Annotated in this window: 15 protein-coding genes and 1 pseudogene; 7 read left to right on the top strand and 9 right to left on the bottom strand. The window is 64.3% G+C overall.

Features of this window, described 5'->3' with window-relative positions; translation table 11 throughout:
* The first annotated feature begins 72 nt into the window (after positions 1 to 72).
* Both CA951_RS32010 and CA951_RS32005 read left to right on the top strand, forming a co-directional pair.
* Positions 73 to 519 carry a PaaI family thioesterase gene (locus CA951_RS32010; protein WP_087560685.1) on the top strand — a complete coding sequence of 149 codons (447 nt, stop codon included), beginning with the start codon at positions 73 to 75 and terminating at the stop codon, positions 517 to 519.
* Between the two features lie 67 nt (positions 520 to 586).
* Positions 587 to 1,378 carry an IclR family transcriptional regulator gene (locus tag CA951_RS32005; protein WP_225928060.1) on the top strand — a complete coding sequence of 264 codons (792 nt, stop codon included), beginning with the start codon at positions 587 to 589 and terminating at the stop codon, positions 1,376 to 1,378.
* A 61-nt stretch (positions 1,379 to 1,439) separates the two neighbouring features.
* Here the strand turns inward: CA951_RS32005 and CA951_RS32000 are convergent, their stop codons facing one another.
* The 6 genes from CA951_RS32000 to CA951_RS31975 all read right to left on the bottom strand — a co-directional run bounded on the left by CA951_RS32000 (position 1,440) and on the right by CA951_RS31975 (position 7,600).
* Complete coding sequence (locus CA951_RS32000; protein ID WP_087560684.1) at positions 1,440 to 1,799, bottom strand: GNAT family N-acetyltransferase; 360 nt, start codon at positions 1,797 to 1,799, stop codon at positions 1,440 to 1,442.
* A 121-nt stretch (positions 1,800 to 1,920) separates the two neighbouring features.
* Positions 1,921 to 3,357 carry an aldehyde dehydrogenase family protein gene (locus tag CA951_RS31995; RefSeq protein WP_087560683.1) on the bottom strand — a complete coding sequence of 479 codons (1,437 nt, stop codon included), beginning with the start codon at positions 3,355 to 3,357 and terminating at the stop codon, positions 1,921 to 1,923.
* 322 nt (positions 3,358 to 3,679) lie between these two features.
* The gene (locus tag CA951_RS31990) at positions 3,680 to 4,210 is read right to left on the bottom strand and encodes a MaoC family dehydratase (protein WP_218780544.1); all 531 of its coding nucleotides are present in this window, start codon (positions 4,208 to 4,210) and stop codon (positions 3,680 to 3,682) included.
* Positions 4,211 to 4,214: 4 nt separating this feature from the next.
* Positions 4,215 to 5,192 carry a CoA ester lyase gene (locus CA951_RS31985; protein WP_087560681.1) on the bottom strand — a complete coding sequence of 326 codons (978 nt, stop codon included), beginning with the start codon at positions 5,190 to 5,192 and terminating at the stop codon, positions 4,215 to 4,217.
* 9 nt (positions 5,193 to 5,201) lie between these two features.
* Positions 5,202 to 6,413 carry a CaiB/BaiF CoA-transferase family protein gene (locus tag CA951_RS31980; protein ID WP_087560680.1) on the bottom strand — a complete coding sequence of 404 codons (1,212 nt, stop codon included), beginning with the start codon at positions 6,411 to 6,413 and terminating at the stop codon, positions 5,202 to 5,204.
* Complete coding sequence (locus CA951_RS31975) at positions 6,410 to 7,600, bottom strand: acyl-CoA dehydrogenase family protein (protein ID WP_087560679.1); 1,191 nt, start codon at positions 7,598 to 7,600, stop codon at positions 6,410 to 6,412. The genes CA951_RS31980 and CA951_RS31975 overlap by 4 nt, the downstream gene beginning before the upstream one ends.
* Before the next feature lie 249 nt (positions 7,601 to 7,849).
* Between CA951_RS31975 and CA951_RS31970 the strand changes: the two genes are divergently transcribed.
* Positions 7,850 to 8,587, top strand: a complete 738-nt coding sequence (locus CA951_RS31970; RefSeq protein WP_087560678.1) for a GntR family transcriptional regulator — start codon at positions 7,850 to 7,852, stop codon at positions 8,585 to 8,587.
* Positions 8,588 to 8,666: 79 nt separating this feature from the next.
* On the opposite strand, the gene CA951_RS31965 is transcribed toward CA951_RS31970, so the two are convergent.
* Entirely contained in the window at positions 8,667 to 10,157 is a 1,491-nt protein-coding gene (locus CA951_RS31965; protein ID WP_256974173.1) for an MFS transporter, read from the bottom strand.
* Between the two features lie 261 nt (positions 10,158 to 10,418).
* On the opposite strand from CA951_RS31965, the gene CA951_RS31960 reads away from it, so the two are divergent.
* Together CA951_RS31960 and CA951_RS44595 are read left to right on the top strand one after the other, a co-directional pair.
* Positions 10,419 to 11,642 (top strand): MmgE/PrpD family protein, encoded by a 1,224-nt coding sequence (locus CA951_RS31960; protein WP_087560677.1) that lies wholly within the window; start codon positions 10,419 to 10,421, stop codon positions 11,640 to 11,642.
* A gap of 156 nt (positions 11,643 to 11,798) precedes the next feature.
* Positions 11,799 to 12,082 (top strand): annotated as a pseudogene (locus tag CA951_RS44595) (carboxymuconolactone decarboxylase family protein); the annotation flags it as partial.
* Between the two features lie 29 nt (positions 12,083 to 12,111).
* Here the strand turns inward: CA951_RS44595 and CA951_RS31950 are convergent.
* Complete coding sequence (locus tag CA951_RS31950; protein WP_087560676.1) at positions 12,112 to 12,747, bottom strand: VOC family protein; 636 nt, start codon at positions 12,745 to 12,747, stop codon at positions 12,112 to 12,114.
* 74 nt (positions 12,748 to 12,821) lie between these two features.
* Entirely contained in the window at positions 12,822 to 13,319 is a 498-nt protein-coding gene (locus CA951_RS31945) for an SDR family oxidoreductase (RefSeq protein ID WP_179220387.1), read from the bottom strand.
* A gap of 461 nt (positions 13,320 to 13,780) precedes the next feature.
* Here CA951_RS31945 and CA951_RS31940 point away from each other — a divergent pair, with 461 nt between their 5' ends.
* Both CA951_RS31940 and CA951_RS31935 read left to right on the top strand, forming a co-directional pair.
* Complete coding sequence (locus CA951_RS31940; RefSeq protein WP_256974172.1) at positions 13,781 to 14,143, top strand: helix-turn-helix domain-containing protein; 363 nt, start codon at positions 13,781 to 13,783, stop codon at positions 14,141 to 14,143.
* Between the two features lie 14 nt (positions 14,144 to 14,157).
* Positions 14,158 to 15,348, top strand: a complete 1,191-nt coding sequence (locus tag CA951_RS31935; RefSeq protein ID WP_087560673.1) for a PIN domain-containing protein — start codon at positions 14,158 to 14,160, stop codon at positions 15,346 to 15,348.
* The last annotated feature ends 256 nt before the right edge of the window (positions 15,349 to 15,604 follow it).

The following is a 15,604-nucleotide window of genomic DNA, read 5'->3' as shown; positions in this document are numbered from 1 at the left end:
CGAGTTCCTCCAAGCTCGCCGTCGGCGGCTCCGCATGTGAGAACGAAACAAGGACGGAAGTAGAGGTTCGGCGTGAGCGAAGTCGGATGGGTCGAGGTGCCCGACGGCGGTTTCATCGGGCTGATCGGTCCACTGCTGGTGCGCGACAACGGGAACGGTGTGCGAGAGTTCGGACTGCGGTGCGAGGCCAAACATCGCAACCTTCGAGGAGTCGTCCAAGGGGGACTGATCATGGCCTTCGCCGATCGTGCTCTCGGCTCGACCGCCCTCGACGAAACAGGCACCCGGAACATGGCGACCGTGCAACTGAGTGTGAATTTCCTCGGCACAGTCCGGGTCGGTGACCTCCTGACGAGCTCACCTCGTATCGTGCGGCGTACGGCCTCGATCGTCTTCGCGGACTCCGATCTGCGGGTGAACGAGTCGGTGGTGGCCACGGCGGCGGGTGTCTTCAAGATTCTCGCCGGGGATTCGGCCGCGGTCGGCGTCGGTGTGGTCGCCGAGGCCGGGCGGCCGTGAGCCAGTAGCTGCGGCAGAGGGCTGGACATTTCGACATACTGTGCCGATAATCGGCACAGTACGTCGAATGTTCATCGCAGCGGTGTCGGTTTCCGTGGCGGTCGAGGGAGAGGAGCAGCAGGTGCAAGGCATCGAACGAGGTTTGCGCGTACTCGAGGCCGTGGCGGAGAGCCAGCCGGTCGGAGTGGGCGAACTGTCACGCACTCTTCAGCTGCCGAAATCGACCGTCCAGAGAACTCTTCAGGCACTCGCGTCCGCCGGCTGGATCCGCAGTGATGACAGCGAGTACACAAAATGGAAGCTCACCTCGCGGGCGCTGGCCGTGGGCCGAAAAGGCTGGGACAAGGGCGACTTGCGAACGGTTGCGCTCGAGCCGATGCGTGAGCTGCGGGATCTGACGAACGAGACGATCACGCTCCAGATACGCGACGGTGTGGAGCGGGTGGTTCAGATCGAACGCATGGATTCCCATCAGGCGGTCCGCACCTTCATCAAGGTCGGCAGCACCTGGCAGCTACCCCACACTTCAGGGGGAATGGCGATCATGGCACGCCTGCCGGACGACGAGGTCGACAGGATTCTGTCCAGCCCGATTCAGCAACTGACCCCGCAGACCGACACGGACCCCGAATCGATCCGAAAGAAGATCGACGAAATCCGCCGAGTCGGATATGCGGTGAACGTCAATCAGAATCGGATGGGAGTGTGTGCTGTCGGGGCCGCCGTGCTGGGGGAGGGTGGTTGCCCGGTCGGTGGCATCGGCATCTCGATGCCGGAGACCCGTTTCGACGAGAATCGTGTGCCATGGTGGGGAAAGCAGGTTTCCGACACTGCAGCGAACGTGAGTTCGTTGCTCTGACTTCACCGCTGCCGCCTGTGCGTCCGAAGCGTTTCCCCGGCCGCACAGGCGGATGTCGTCACTACGCGGACACGTCCGCGATCAGATCGTGGTACTCCGGGTGGGCGGTGAGAAACTCGGCAACGTAGGGGCAGACCGGCCGCACCGTCCATCCGTAGCCGCGGGCGATTTCCAGCGACTGCCGCACGAGGACGGTGGCAAGGCCGGAGTCCTCGAACTCCTCCGCCATGACCGTGTGCATGAGGGACATCACGACACCGTGCGACCGCGGTCCGGATCGGTCCTCGAGCGAGAGCGGTTCTGTGAGGAAGCGCAGATCGACGTAGCCCAGGATTCCCGCGAGTTCGTTCCGCACCTCGAGTTCGAACCGGTTGCGATGGGTATTGTCGGCGACCCGGAGGGTCTCGGTATCAATCGGCATTGCACCCTCCTGACAGGGGTCGACGCGTTTCACGGTCGTTCACGACTACATTCGGGGTCGCGGTGTCGGCGCCCGCCCTCGGAGGAACGAACGCCCTTCCGAGGCCAGGCGCCGGGCACCGTCACAGGCGGGCGGTCACCGTCTTGAGCTGGCAATAGTGCTTGAGCGCTTCGAAGCCTTTTTCTCTGCCGAAACCGCTCGACTTGTAGCCGCCGAACGGGGTTTCGACACCACCGGCGAAGTACTGGTTGATGAAGACCTGTCCCGCCTCGACGGCACCGGCGACGCGATGGGCCCGGCTGTGATCGCGAGTCCAGACCCCCGCGACGAGTCCGTAGTCGCTGTCGTTGGCGATCTCGATCGCCTCCTCGTCGGAATCGAATCGGAGCACGGTCAGCACCGGGCCGAAGATCTCCTCGCGCGCGATGCGCATGGTGTTGTCGACGTCGACGAAGATGGTCGGCTCGATGAACAACCCGCGGCTCAGCCGACCGGTGTCGGCGACGTTTCCGCCGGCAGCAACACGTGCGCCCTCACGAGGTCCGAGCTCGAGATACGAGCGGACCTTGTCGAACTGCCCTCGCGTGGCCAGGGATCCGATGTCGGGGTCCTCGATCCCCGGTGCGATGACCGTGGTTTCGGCGTGCTGGACGAGTCTGTCGATCAATTCGTCGTGCACCGAGGAATGCACCAGCAGCCGACTGCCGGCCGAGCAAACCTGACCCGCCTTGGTTGTGAACGCCGTCCAGGCGCCGGCGGCGGCCGCCTCGAGATCGGCGTCGTCGAAGACGATGTTGGGAGACTTGCCGCCCAACTCGAGCGTCAGGGGAATCAGTCGTTGGGCGGCCGCCCGCATGATCGCCCGGCCGGTCTCCACCGAGCCGGTGAAGACGATCTTCCGGACCATGTTGTGGCCGGTCAGCGCAGCTCCCGCATCGGCGCCGAATCCGGGGACGACGTTGAGAACCCCCGCGGGCAGCCCCGAGTCGACGGCGAGGCGGCTCATTTCGAGTGCCGACAGCGGAGTGTCCTCGGCAGGTTTGAGAACCACGACGTTGCCCATCGCCAAAGCGGGTGCGATGGCCCGGGCAGCCTGATTGATCGGCGCGTTCCACGGCGTGACGACACCGATCACGCCGAACGGTTCATTGCGGGTATACGAGAGATAGTCGGGTCCGAGGGGAATCGTCTCGCCGTGTACCTTGTCGGCCGCGCCGCCGTAGTATTCGAAGTACCGTGCAGCGGTCTCGATGTCGACCTTCGACTGTGACAGTGTCTGACCCGTGTCCAGCGTTTCGATTCGGGCCAGCTCGTCCGCGTGTTCTCGCAGTGTGCGGGCGACCTCGAGGAGTATGCGACCGCGAGTGGCGGCCGGTGTGTCGCGCCACGAGCCGAAGGCGCTGTGCGCTACGGCAACTGCAGCCTCGATGTCCTCCGCCCCGCCGAGCGCGACTTCGGCGATGACGTCGCCTGTGGCAGGGTCACGGGTGGAGAAGTATTGCCCACCCTTACTGCGTTCGTCTTGTCCGCCGACGAACGACTCGTAACGCTCTCGCATTGTGCTTCCTTCTCCGAGTGGTGCACCCGCGTGAGCGGTCACACCGTAATCGTGCCGATATTCGGCACAGTGTTTCGTTATGTTTCAGCATCCGTGGTTTCGATGATCTCTGTCAAGCTCCCTCGGACCGTGGGATCGGGACGAAAGCGGCATCGAAACCGCAGTCGCGGGGCTGGGTGCCTCTCCTTCGCCGGGAGTGGTACTCAGCCCGCGACGGACATCGACGGTCCGGCGAGCCCCGGGTCCGCAACCGGAGGAAAACCCATCCACTCCAGTAGATCTCATCGGGGCGTTTGGCGGAATTCGGGCTCGCCGGAGGTGACTACACGTGTGGCAGTGGTCGAGCCGGTTGGTCGCCGCCGTGCGTGTCGCCGTAGCTTCGCTTGGGTACGAGAACCTTGCGCCGGAAGATGCAGACGATCTGCCCGTCCTGCTTGTATCCGCGGGTCTCGACGTACACGACACCCCGGTCGTCCTTGGACTTCGACGGAGTGACCTCCAGGACCTCGGTTTCGCCATAGATCGTGTCACCGTGGAACGTCGGTTTGACGTGTCGCAACGATTCGATTTCGAGGTTGGCGATCGCCTTGCCGGACACATCCTGCACCGACATTCCGAGCAGCAGTGAGTAGACGTAATTGCCCACCACCACGTTGCGGCCGAATTCTGTTGTTTCCTCCGCGAAGTGGGAATTGATGTGCAACGGGTGATGGTTCATCGTCAGCAGGCAGAACAGATGATCGTCGTATTCGGTGACGGTCTTGCCTGGCCAATGCCTGTAGATTGCGCCGACTTCGAAATCCTCGAAGAATCGACCGAACTGCATGTTCTGTTCTTTTTCCGTGGTAGTCATCTTCTTACACACCGCTCTCGACAGTTTCGGTCTCCGGTTCCCATACGTCGAGCCGTTCCATTCCGGCGGCGCGGCCCTGGCCCGCGATGACCAACGCCATCTTGCGGGACGCCTCGTCGATCATCTCGTCGCCGAGCATGACGGCGCCCTTGCGGCCGCCACGGTCGGAGGCGAACCACTCGTACGCGGCGAGGATGTTCTCGGCGTGGTCGTAGTCGGCCTGTGCAGGACTGAAGGTTTCGTTGGCGGCTTCGATCTGGGCCGGATGCAGCACCCATTTGCCGTCGTAGCCGAGGGCTGCGGCCTGTCCGGCCACTCGGCGGAAGCCCTCGACGTTACGGACCTGCACATACGGTCCGTCGATTGCCTGCAGCCCGTTCGCTCGGGCGGCCATCAGGATCCGCATCAGTGGGTAGTGGAATGCGTCACCGACCTCGTAGCCCGGCGGCTGCTCGCCGATGACGAGCGACTTCATGTTGATGCTCGCCATGAAGTCCCCGGGGCCGAAAATGATCGTTTCGGTACGCCGCGACGCTGCCGCGATCTCGTCGACGTTGATCAATCCGGCGGCGTCCTCGATCTGCGCCTCGATTCCGATACGGCCCACCTCGAAACCCATGGTCTTCTCGATCTGGGTCAGAGTGAAGTCGAGCCAGGCGATCTGGGCCGCCGACTGCACCTTCGGCAGCATGATGCAGTCGAGGTTCTCGCCGGCACCCTCCACGACCTCGACCACGTCGCGATAGGTCCAGTGGGTGGTGAGATCGTTGACCCGCACGACGCGGATCTTCGACCCCCAGCCGCCTTCGTTGAGTGCGGCGACGATGGACTTGCGGGCGCCGGGCTTCGCGAGGGGTGCGCAGGCATCCTCGAGGTCGAGGAAGACCTGGTCGGAGTCGAGGCCCTTCGCCTTCTCGATCATCTTCGGGCTCGAACCGGGAACCGCGAGACAGGACCGCCGCGGTCGTTGTGTTCTGGACATGAGATCTCCCTATCTTGTTTCTTCGAGCTGGAAAGCAGCTGTGGTGATGTCGAATTGGGCCAGCACTTCATCGGTATGTTCGCCGAGTAGCGGTGCTCGCCGGATCGGGGTCGGGGGTGAATCTGCGAACTTGATCGGGGTGTTGGTGATCGTCAGCGGGTGGGATACGCCGGGATGATCGACGTCGACCAACATGTTGCGGGCATGCACGTGGGGATCCGCGTAGATGTCAGCGACGGTATTGACCGGTGCGACCGGGACCTTGCCGCCGAGTGTTTCGACGATCTGGGTTTTGGTCCGGGTGGTTGTCCATGCGGTCACCGCTGACATGGTGAAGTCACGATTGGCCAGTCGGCTGACGTTGTCCCGTGTCCGTTCGTCCGTCGCCAACTCGGGGCGTCCGATTACCGCGCAGAGTTTCTGCCAGTGATTGTCGCCCGGCGCGGCGATGCTGACCCACCCATCTGCCGCGGGCACCACATCGAACGGGCAGAGCAGGGGATGGCTGTTTCCTTGCCGGGTCGGCACGTCCCCGGTGTAGGAGTGCTGGTACACCGTGCGCTCGCACATTGCCAGCATGGCGTCGTACATCGAGACGTCGACGAAGCCGCCGATTCCGTCGCGGCGAGCGCGGTGCACGGCCGACAGCAGTCCGATCACCGCGAAGAGTGCCGGCACGGTGTCACCGAGACCGGGACCGGTCTTGATCGGGGGGCGGTCGGGCTCGCCGGTGATTTCCATCAAGCCACTGAGGGCCTGGACGGTGATGTCGTACGCCGGCCAGTCCCGCATCGGGCTGCTACCGGTGCGTTCGTCCCCGAATCCGCGAATCGCCGCGTACACCAGATGAGGATTCTGTTCACGAAGGCGCTCGTAGGACAGTCCGAGTCGGTCCATGACTCCGTGCCGGAAGTTCTCCACGACGACATCAGCGTTCGCGACCAGTTCGAGCAGCGAGCCGCGTCCCTCCTCCGTGGTGAGGTCGAGAACGACACTGCGCTTGTTGCGATTGACGCTCTGGAAATACCCACCGAATGCGCGTAGTTCGTCATCCGGTGCGAACGGACCCTGCTCTCGGATGAAGTCACCACGAGGAGGTTCGATCTTGATCACGTCGGCACCCAGATCTGCCAGGACCATGGTGGCGAAGGGCCCTGCGAGCATGGTGGTCAGGTCGATCACCACGACATCGATCAGTGGCCCGCCGTCCGGCACTCTCATCGTGCCTGCCTTCCGAGGATCGCATCCGAGATGATCTTCAGCTGGATTTCCGAGGTTCCCTCGAAGATCTTGGTCAGCTTCGCGTCCCGCCAGTACCGTTCGACTGCGAAATCGGTGGTGTATCCGGCACCGCCGTGAATCTGCAGGGCCTCGCTGGTCACTCGTTCGGCCATCTCGGTCGCGACGTACTTGACCATCGACGCCTCCACGGAATTGCGGCGGCCCGCGTCGACCTCGGTGCACACCCGGTACATCAGCGATCTGGCCGCCTCCACCTCGGTCGCCATGTGCGCGATCTTGAACCGAATAGCCTGGTTCTCGCCGATGGCGCGGCCGAATTGGACGCGTTGCCGCGCGTACGCGACGGAGTCCTCGAGTGCCCCACGGGCCACACCGATCGCGCGGGCGGCAGTGTGTATCCGGGCTGTCTCCAGATCGCCCATGGCGACCTTGAAGCCATCACCTTCGGGGCCGACCATGGAGTCACCCGTGGCCCAGGCATTGTCGAAGGACAGTTCCCAAGTCTGCCACCCGTGATATCCGATCTTGCGTACCGGTGTTCCCGTCACTCCCTCGGGTAGCTCTCCGCGGGGTTTGGGCATGATGAAACAGCTGATACCCCGCGATCGGTGGTCGCGGTCGATCGGTCTCGTGCGGGCGAACACCTGGAGGTAGTCGGATCCGTCGGCGAACGTGCACCACATCTTCTGGCCGCTGATACGCCACCCGTCGCCGTCCCTGCGTGCGCGAGTGGACAGCGCCGCCACGTCGGAGCCGGCATCGGGCTCGGACAGGGCAAAGGCGCTGAGGAACTCGCCCGCAGCCATCTGCGGCAGATACTTTCGGCGTTGGTCCTCCGTGAACCCCGCGGTGAATTGCTGTCCGCGAGCGATCAGGCTCGACACGCTCATCCACGCGCGGGCCAATTCCTCGACGATCAGGGCGTACTCGAAGACTCCGAGGCCGAGCCCGCCGTACTCCTCGGGAATGAGGACGCCGAAGAATCCCAGGTCGGCCATCTTCTGGCGCAGTTCCAACGGAATCTCGCCCTTGACCGGATCGAGTTCGTTCGCGACGGGCAGCACTTCCCTGGCTGCGAACTCCCGCGCCATCGCCTGGATCGCGAGCCGTTCTTCGGTGAGATAAGCGGCTCCCGACGATCCGACATCGTCAACTACAGCAGTCATGAGGTTCAACCCTTCATCCGTGCCTCTAAGCGGCACAGTGTTCCGATATCGAAAAGGATGCCGTACAGACTGGCCGTTGGTCAACCCCACTCTTCGCGTTGATCGCTTGTCGTGCCGATAGATGGCATGCTGTGCCGATTCGATCTATCATGATGTCCGGACGATCACGATGGATCGGCCTGCGACGGACAGCGCGTCGAATGCACTGTGCGACGCCGAAGGGCGACAGGAATGGAGCGATGTGGGCTCATGGGTGACTCCGACAACGAACCAGCGCCCGCACATCGGCGGTTGTCGCACGCACTGCGCGAGCAGATCGCTGCGGGTCACTTCAGGGACGGACGTCGACTTCCCACCGAATTCGAACTCGCCGCAGAGTACGGACTGAGTCGGCAGACGGTGCGGCGAGCATTCCACGATCTCGTGGCGAACGGTCTTGTATATCGTGTTCCGGGGAAGGGGACGTTCGTCACCGAGCAGGGGAGTTCGCGCCTCCGACGGCTGGGAGCGATCGAAGACCTGACCAACCTTCCCACCGATACCACCACCGAAATCGTTGCACCTCTGCGACGTAGGGCCGACATCGAAGCCGCGGGCCGTTTACGCCTCGAGAGCGACTTCGTTTCCACCCTCACGTATGTACGGCGCCACACGGGCATCGTGTTCGCGGTGACGATTGTCCATCTGCCGGATCTTGGGATGCACCTCCCGAGCGATGCCGAATCGGAGCTCGGCACGATCGGGGTGCACACGATCATCGGTGTTCTCGAACCCCACCTGGTGACTCCGGTCGTCGAACTCGTGCAGTCGATCACGGTGGCTACGGCGGCCGAGGAGATCGCCCAGCACCTCGGCTGCCCCATCGGGCATGGGCTGTTGCGCGCCGATCGCTTGTATCTCGACTCGGATGACCGGGCAGTCGAGCTGGCGATTACCTACTTCTTGCCGGAACGCTACACCTACCGGACGACACTAGGCAGATGGTAGGCGAGTCGACTCGCCCCTTCTCGGGCCCTGAGGCGGGCCCGAGAAAGAGTGAATCAACATTGGCGGCGGCGAAGGCCGATCAGGATTCTTCTCCCGAAATATCGCTGCGGAACGTTTCCGGTACGGATATGGCGCCCAGAAGCGTGATGACCGCAGTGGCCACGATGTACCACGGAAAGTACTGGGAATAACCGGCATTGGCCAGGCTTGTCGCCACGAGCGGCACCGTTCCACCGAAAATTGCCACCGACAGCGAGTAGGGAAAGCCCAGACCGCTCACTCGTACGTGCGGTGGAAAGTTTTCGACCATCACCGCAGACGTGATCGAAGTGCAGAAGCTCAACAACAGAAGCCCGACGAGCTGAATGAATATCAGTACCCCGAAGTTCGAACTCGTGATCGACAGCAGAAAGGGGGTCGCAATCACCGTGCCGATGCCGAATGCGTACATGCATGGTTTACGCCCGTATCTATCGGAGATCAACCCGGCTACCGGCTGCGCGATTGTGTAGAGAACGAGCGTGACGATGCCGACCGTCATCGCGGTGGTGGCCGAGGCGCCGTTCCGGATCTGGAAATATGTAGTCAGGTAGGTAGCCCAAAAGTATTGTCCAACGCCCATTCCGGTTGCGATTGCAAACACGATGAGTGACTGTTTGGGGTAACGCTGCAGTGCATTGAGTGGATTGCGATCAACCGGTGACGTGCCCTCGTCGGAGACGGTAGTTTCGAGTGTTTCCTGCGTTCCGCGGCGAATGTACCAGGCGACGAGGGCGGCAAGGGCGCCGACGGCGAAGGGGATTCGCCAACCGTAATCTCGCATCGCGTCTTCACCGATCAGTGCGACGAACGCGGTGATGAAAGCCAGACACGTCAGTTTCCCTATGCCCGACGCGACGAACATGAAACTCGAGTAGAAACCACGGCGGCCGGCGGGGGCGGATTCAACGATGAAGGCACCCGCGGTCGTGTACTCGCCGCCGGCGGACAAGCCCTGCAAAATGCGGGCAACGGTGAGGATTATGGGCGCGGCGACCCCGATCTGGCTGTATGTGGGACAGACGGCGACCAGCAGGCTGCCACCGGCCATGAGGCTGATCGTGAGACTCAAGGCTCGGCGACGGCCGTACCGATCAGCGAACTGTCCGATGAAGAGCCCCGCGAGCGGACGCGCGAGAAACCCGACGGCGAAAACGCCGAAGGCGCTCAAGAGCGGTACCAGTCCCGAGGACTCGGAGGAGGGGAAGAACGAAGACGCGAAGTAGACCGCGAGGTACGAGTACGCGAGGAAATCGAAGAACTCGACCGAGTGCCCGATGGTGCCGGCGATCAGTTGTCGTCTCGGGTTCGAGATGGCCGATTTATCGGATGTTTCTATTTTCATGTGCGAAGTGTCTTTCTGCGAATGGTGTTGCTCGTGGTTCAGTTGGATCTCGATTGCAGATCGCTCGATGTAGGTCCTTTCGGCGCGAGTTCGATGTGCCGACCACCCGGCCTCGCGGATTTCGGCAGGGGCGTACTTCGACGAGTGGGGGCTGATCACATAGCGGAGCGATGCCGCGTGTGCCATATAGCGGCACGTTGTGTCACTTGAGAGTATCGTGCCTTGGATCACAAGGTGTCAAGGTTGGTACGCCAGGCGCGCCGCGGTGAAGAATGTTGAGCACCAGTCGAAATGGGACACACATCATCGGATCTGGCCCGCGATGGATGCGAGGGTGAGGCCTGGGCGCTCGGGGACGAGTTCTTGTCGAGTGTGCCGATGAGCGATATGGTGTGCCGATATTGATTCCAGGGCGCAAGGGTGCGCTGGTGTGAAAGGGAGTAGGCCATGGCGGTCGCGCCGCACGAATCAGCCGAAGTCAGCGCGCACGATCTCGCGCAATGGGCGTCCGGTATCGAGCCGGGGTTCGCAGATTTCGAACTCGGGCGGCGTGCTCTCGTCGATACTGTTGCGGTGACCCTTGCGGCACTGGACGATCTGGTGGCTGCGTGGACGGACGGTTTGCCGGCTGCCCTTCGGTGGGCGTCGGTCGGACATGTGCTCGATTTCGACGATCTGCACATTCCTTCCACGACACACATCAGTGTGGTCTGCGTGCCCGCCACGTTGGCGGCGGGCGGCGGCTGCCGGGAGTATCTGGCGGCGGCGGGTGTGATGGCGCGTCTCGGTACAGCGCTCGGTTGGAACCACTACACACAGGGATGGCACACCACCGCAACCGTAGGTGCCATCTCGGCCGCGGTCGCGGCAGCGCTGTCGCTCGGGCTCGATTCGGACGGTATTGCAACTGCGATGGCGCATGCCGTCCCCGGGGCGGGTGGCGTCCGTCAAGCCTTCGGCACCGCGGGCAAGTCGATGCAGGTCGGCTTTGCTGCCCAGGCCGGTGTGCGTGCGGCGAGGCTCGCCGCCGCCGGCGCGACTGCCGACCCCCGGGCCGTCGGCGAATGGTTTCGGCTCGTCGGCGGGCGGAGCGTCCCGCAGCTCGATGGTCCCATCGTTCCGGACGGTCTCGGGCTGAAGCTTCACCCATGTTGCTACGCGCTCCAACGTCCGATCGCGGCGATCCGGTCGCTCGGCACGCTACCGGTCGACGGCATCGACCGCATACGTCTACGCACTCCACGCAGCGCTGTTCTTCCATTGATTCACGACTATCCGGCTTCGGGCCTGGAGGGCAAGTTCTCGCTGAACTACGGTATCGCCGCCGCGCTGCTGGACGGATTCCCCGGCATCGACAGCTTCACCGACGCTGCCGTGCGGCGGCGGGAAGTTCGGAGCATTCTCGACCGTGTCACCCTGGTGGCTGAGCCCGTGGGGGAGGGGGTGCTCGACGGAGACTGCGCGGTAGTCGTCGAACTCGCCGACGGATCACATCTCGAGGCCGTTGTCGCGGTTCCCGAGGGGCATCCGCGCAGACCCGCGTCCACCGCGGATTTCGAAGCCAAGGTTCGAGGGTGCGTCGGCGACGGACGAGCCGCCGAGGTTCTGGAACTGGACTGGACCTCGGCGGCGGCACTGTTGCACCGTCACCTGCCGGGCTGTGTCGGCTGAGGGACCGCTGGTCATCCCGCGAGCGCCTCTTCCGACCCCTCGCTGCGCCAGAACCCGGACGCCGGGATCTCGACGGGCGGTGCGCCCGCGATCGCGGCGGCCACGGCCTCGGCCTTGGCTTCGCCGGACACGACGAGCCGCACCTCGTCGGCGTTCAGCGACTGCTTCTCCGCACTCGAGCGGGAAGTCCTCGCCTACACCGACGGCCTCGTCTACGACTGCGGCCGGGTGCCGGACGAGGTGTTCGCGGTCCTGAAGGCCCACCTGACGGATCCCGAAGTTCTGCAGCTGACCTACATCACCACCCTCTACGACATGCACGCGACCATGTGCCGGGCCCTCCGCCTCGAATTCGACGACCGGCCGGAGTTGATCGCCGAGGTCGAGATTCTGCCGGAGTCGAGGTCCGCGACCTTTCGGCCGATCTGTCCGGAGAATGACACCTCGCTCCGCTACCGGTCGCCGCTCCTCACGTGGGTAGCTCTGCCCCGGACTGCTCGGCGGCCATGTACTCGGCGTACCAGTCGGGCCAGTTCGGGTCTTCCTCGCCGGTGCGCTCTTCGTACCTGCCGTGGGCGGCCGCCGCACGGCGGAGCGCGGTCGCCAGGTCGCGTGCGGAGCCGAACGACGTGATGGCCGTGTCGATCCGCCCGGCAAGCCTGGTTGTGACCTCCTGCAGCAGCCAGGTATTGCCGTCGGGGTCGCTGAACGACGCCAGGGAGGAGTAGCTGCGACGGTCGGGGTCCGGTCCGTCTGCAGGCCCGTCCGGTCCGCGGTGGAATACGCTCACCGAGATGCCGGCAGCGACCAGTTGGTCGCGGGCGACCTCGATGTCGGAGACGATGAGATATCCCTTGGCCGAACCGGGTGCGGCCGTGGTGAGGTCTGCGCCGAAGTGGATCGAGGCGTCGGAGCCGGGCGGAGTGAACTGGACGACGCCGGAGCCGGGCGGTGTGACGTCCTGCCTCCAGCCGAGGCCGGTGTAGAACTCGGTGGCGCGGTCGACGTCCGAGACGGGGAGGACGACGACCTCCAGCTTCATGTCGACGGTCGCGACATTCGCGTTGCCGGTTGCCTCGTCGGTGTAAACTTCGTTGGTGCTCATGGGTTTCCTCTCGGGATGTGTCGGGATCGATCGGACAGGTCCTGCGTATCGCTGCGTCTGTCGTCGTGCGGTCGTCAGAAGACGAACTGCTGGCCGCCGTCGATGTCGTACGTCGCGCCGGTGAGCGCCGTGTTGCTCATGATGTGGACGGCGAGGGCTGCGACGTCGGCAGGGCCGACGACCCGGCCGATCGGAAGCTTCGTCCGCAACTCGTTCCGCCGTTCGTCGAGCCGATCACCGAGCAGCGATGCCGACAGCGGGGTGTCGACGAAGCCGGCGGCGATGAGGTTGACGCGAACCGGCGCGAGCTCGAGAGCGAGGGCCGCCGTGAACGGAGGCAGTGCGGTCGGGTCGTTGGCGTCGTACGCTGCCGTGCGCTGGGCGCCGACGTCTGCCGCTGCGGCCTCGAGCCGGTCGGGATTGCGCCCGGTGAGGATCACGTCGGCACCCTCCATCCGGGCGCGTCGCGCTGTTTCGAGCCCGATGCCTGCGCTGCCGCCGATGAGGACGACGGTCTGCCCGGCCAGCTCCGGTTCACGCTGCATGGAGACTGGTGTGGTTTCGCTGGTCACGATTTCTCCGATCGGTAGCGTCGGCCACCGATCACCGGGATTCGCACGCGAGAAACTCTCACACCGACCGATCACGTCGGCGCGGTGCGGGAGGGCACGTCGCAGTCCGGCATCGCGCGACCTCGAGTCGCGGGTCGGTGTCCGCCTACCGAAATGTTTCTACAGTCGTCGTGGCCGGGCAAGGGTGGGTGCCACGATGGTTTCTGCGGCCGCTGCTGCGGATGGTGCTCGGGTTTGCAATCATTCGACATCGTGCTGTGTGCCTTGGTGATTGAGCATGCTGCCGATCGTCGCGCAACCTTCCGTCAGTTCTTCCCGGTGCGCAACAACATTGCGTGTTCGTTTTTTTCGTTTTACGTTGGGGTATGGCACCTGGGATGAAACAGACGGTGTTGCCACCGACCACCGATGATCGGGATCTGCTTGGAGCGTTGAAAGCTGTTCTCGCTGGTTCTGAGGAGGTGTCGATCTCGACCTCGGCTGGGTCGGTGCCGTTGCCGGACAGTGTCCGGGGGTTACTCGTCGACGCGGTCACGGCTCTGGATCGGGGGCAGGCGGTGACGGTGGAGCCGCATCGGACGGTGTTGACGACGCAGGAGGCCGCGGAACTGCTGGGCATTACCCGGCCGACGTTGGTGCGGTTGTTGGAGGCGGGGAAGATTCCGTACACCTCGCCGGGCCGGCATCGGCGGGTGGAGTTGGCGGACGTGCTCGAATTCCAGCAGGGTGAGCGGGCGCGTCGCCGCCAAGTGTTCGAGGAGATGGCGCAGGAGGAAACCCCGGACCCCGGCGACGCCGCTGACGGCTTCGCTTCGACCCGCTGATCCGGGGGCGACCCATGACGACCTTTCGGGTGGTTCTCGACGCGCGTGTCCTGCTACCCCAGGCTTTGAGCAATCTGCTGCTGACCCTGGCCGATGCCGAGTTGTTCCGGCCGGTGTGGACGCCGGATCTGCTCGATGAGGTGGCGCGCAATCTGGCCGGGGAGAGGTTCGGCAAGTCGCAGGAGCAGGCGGCGCGGCGGGTCCGGCAGTTGCGCAGGGCGTTCCCGTTCGCGGAGGAGGAGTCACGCGGGTACCGCGAGTTGATTCCCGCGATGACCAACGATCCGAAGGACCGGCACGTCCTGGCCGCGGCGGTACGGTCCGGTGCGGCATTGATCGTCACCGCCGATCCGACGGACTTCCCGCCTGCGGCCCTCGACCCGTTCGACGTCGAGGCGATCCACCCCGACGAATTCCTCTGCGATCAGCTCGATCTGGACTCGGAAACGGTGTTCGAGCGGATACACGTGCTGATCGCCCGGAATGCGCTTCCGCCGCGCACGGTGGGGGAGTTGCTCGAGTCACTCGACCGGCTGACCCCACGGTTCGTCGACGCGGTAAGGGCATTGCTGGACGACCGGGACGACGCCTCGGACGGTGGTGCGGTGCCGGCGGCGTCCGCTCTTCCGGCGCTGACCGACGAGCAGATCGACTCCTTGCCGCCCGAGGTGCGGCAGACGTACCGGCAGCTTCGTGCGGTGGATCCGGCCGAACTGGTGCGGTTTCTCGGACACACAGATCTGGTGAATGCGGCGTGGGCGTTCCTGATGACGGTGTGTGAGGACGGGGATCTGCTGTCGGTATGGCCGAATGTGGATCCGGACTTCCGGGCGGTACTCGCATGGCGGTGGGTGCAGGCCAACCACGATCAGATGACTGTTGACGGTTGGGATGGTGAGGCGGTCGCGGCGGCCCTTGCGGGGCCGGTGCCGGATCATCCGCTGTGGGTGCATTTCGAGCGTGTGCATGTGCGGTCGTTCCGGACGATGCTGCCGGATCCGGCGACGTGGGGAATCGGTTCAGCCACCAGGATGGTCGCGCCGGGGGTGGAGGCGCTCTACGTCCTCGACACCTCGATGCTGGAGGGCGGCTTATGGCAGCCCAACGATCGCCGGTATGTGTGCCCGGTTCTCATGCATCTCGTCGACGGGCGCTGGCTGGTGCGAAATCTGGGGTCGGAGTCGGATCCCGGCACCACGACCTGAAGCTTCGTTCGACGGGCGGGTCCCTCTCGATCTGGTGCCAGGGCGTCGTTGACGGTCGTTTCGGCAGGTCCGCCGATCACGGCCATCGCGATGACCTGGAAGAGCAGTGTCATCGGCGCCCAATCCGGTGCCGAGTGCGCGCCGGCCGGAACGAGCCCGGCGCCGCCTAGAATGGGGTGATACGGATGCCTTCGCTGCATCGGGCGGGGGTGGTCCGCGGCGGCGGGGCTGCTCGTGAGCCGACCCGTGGGAGGTG

The organism is Rhodococcus sp. NCIMB 12038 (genome assembly GCF_002165735.1).
Lineage (GTDB): Bacteria > Actinomycetota > Actinomycetes > Mycobacteriales > Mycobacteriaceae > Rhodococcus_F.
The sequence above is the reverse complement of the archived record's forward strand: the minus strand, read 5'-3'. Positions and strand labels throughout refer to the sequence as shown.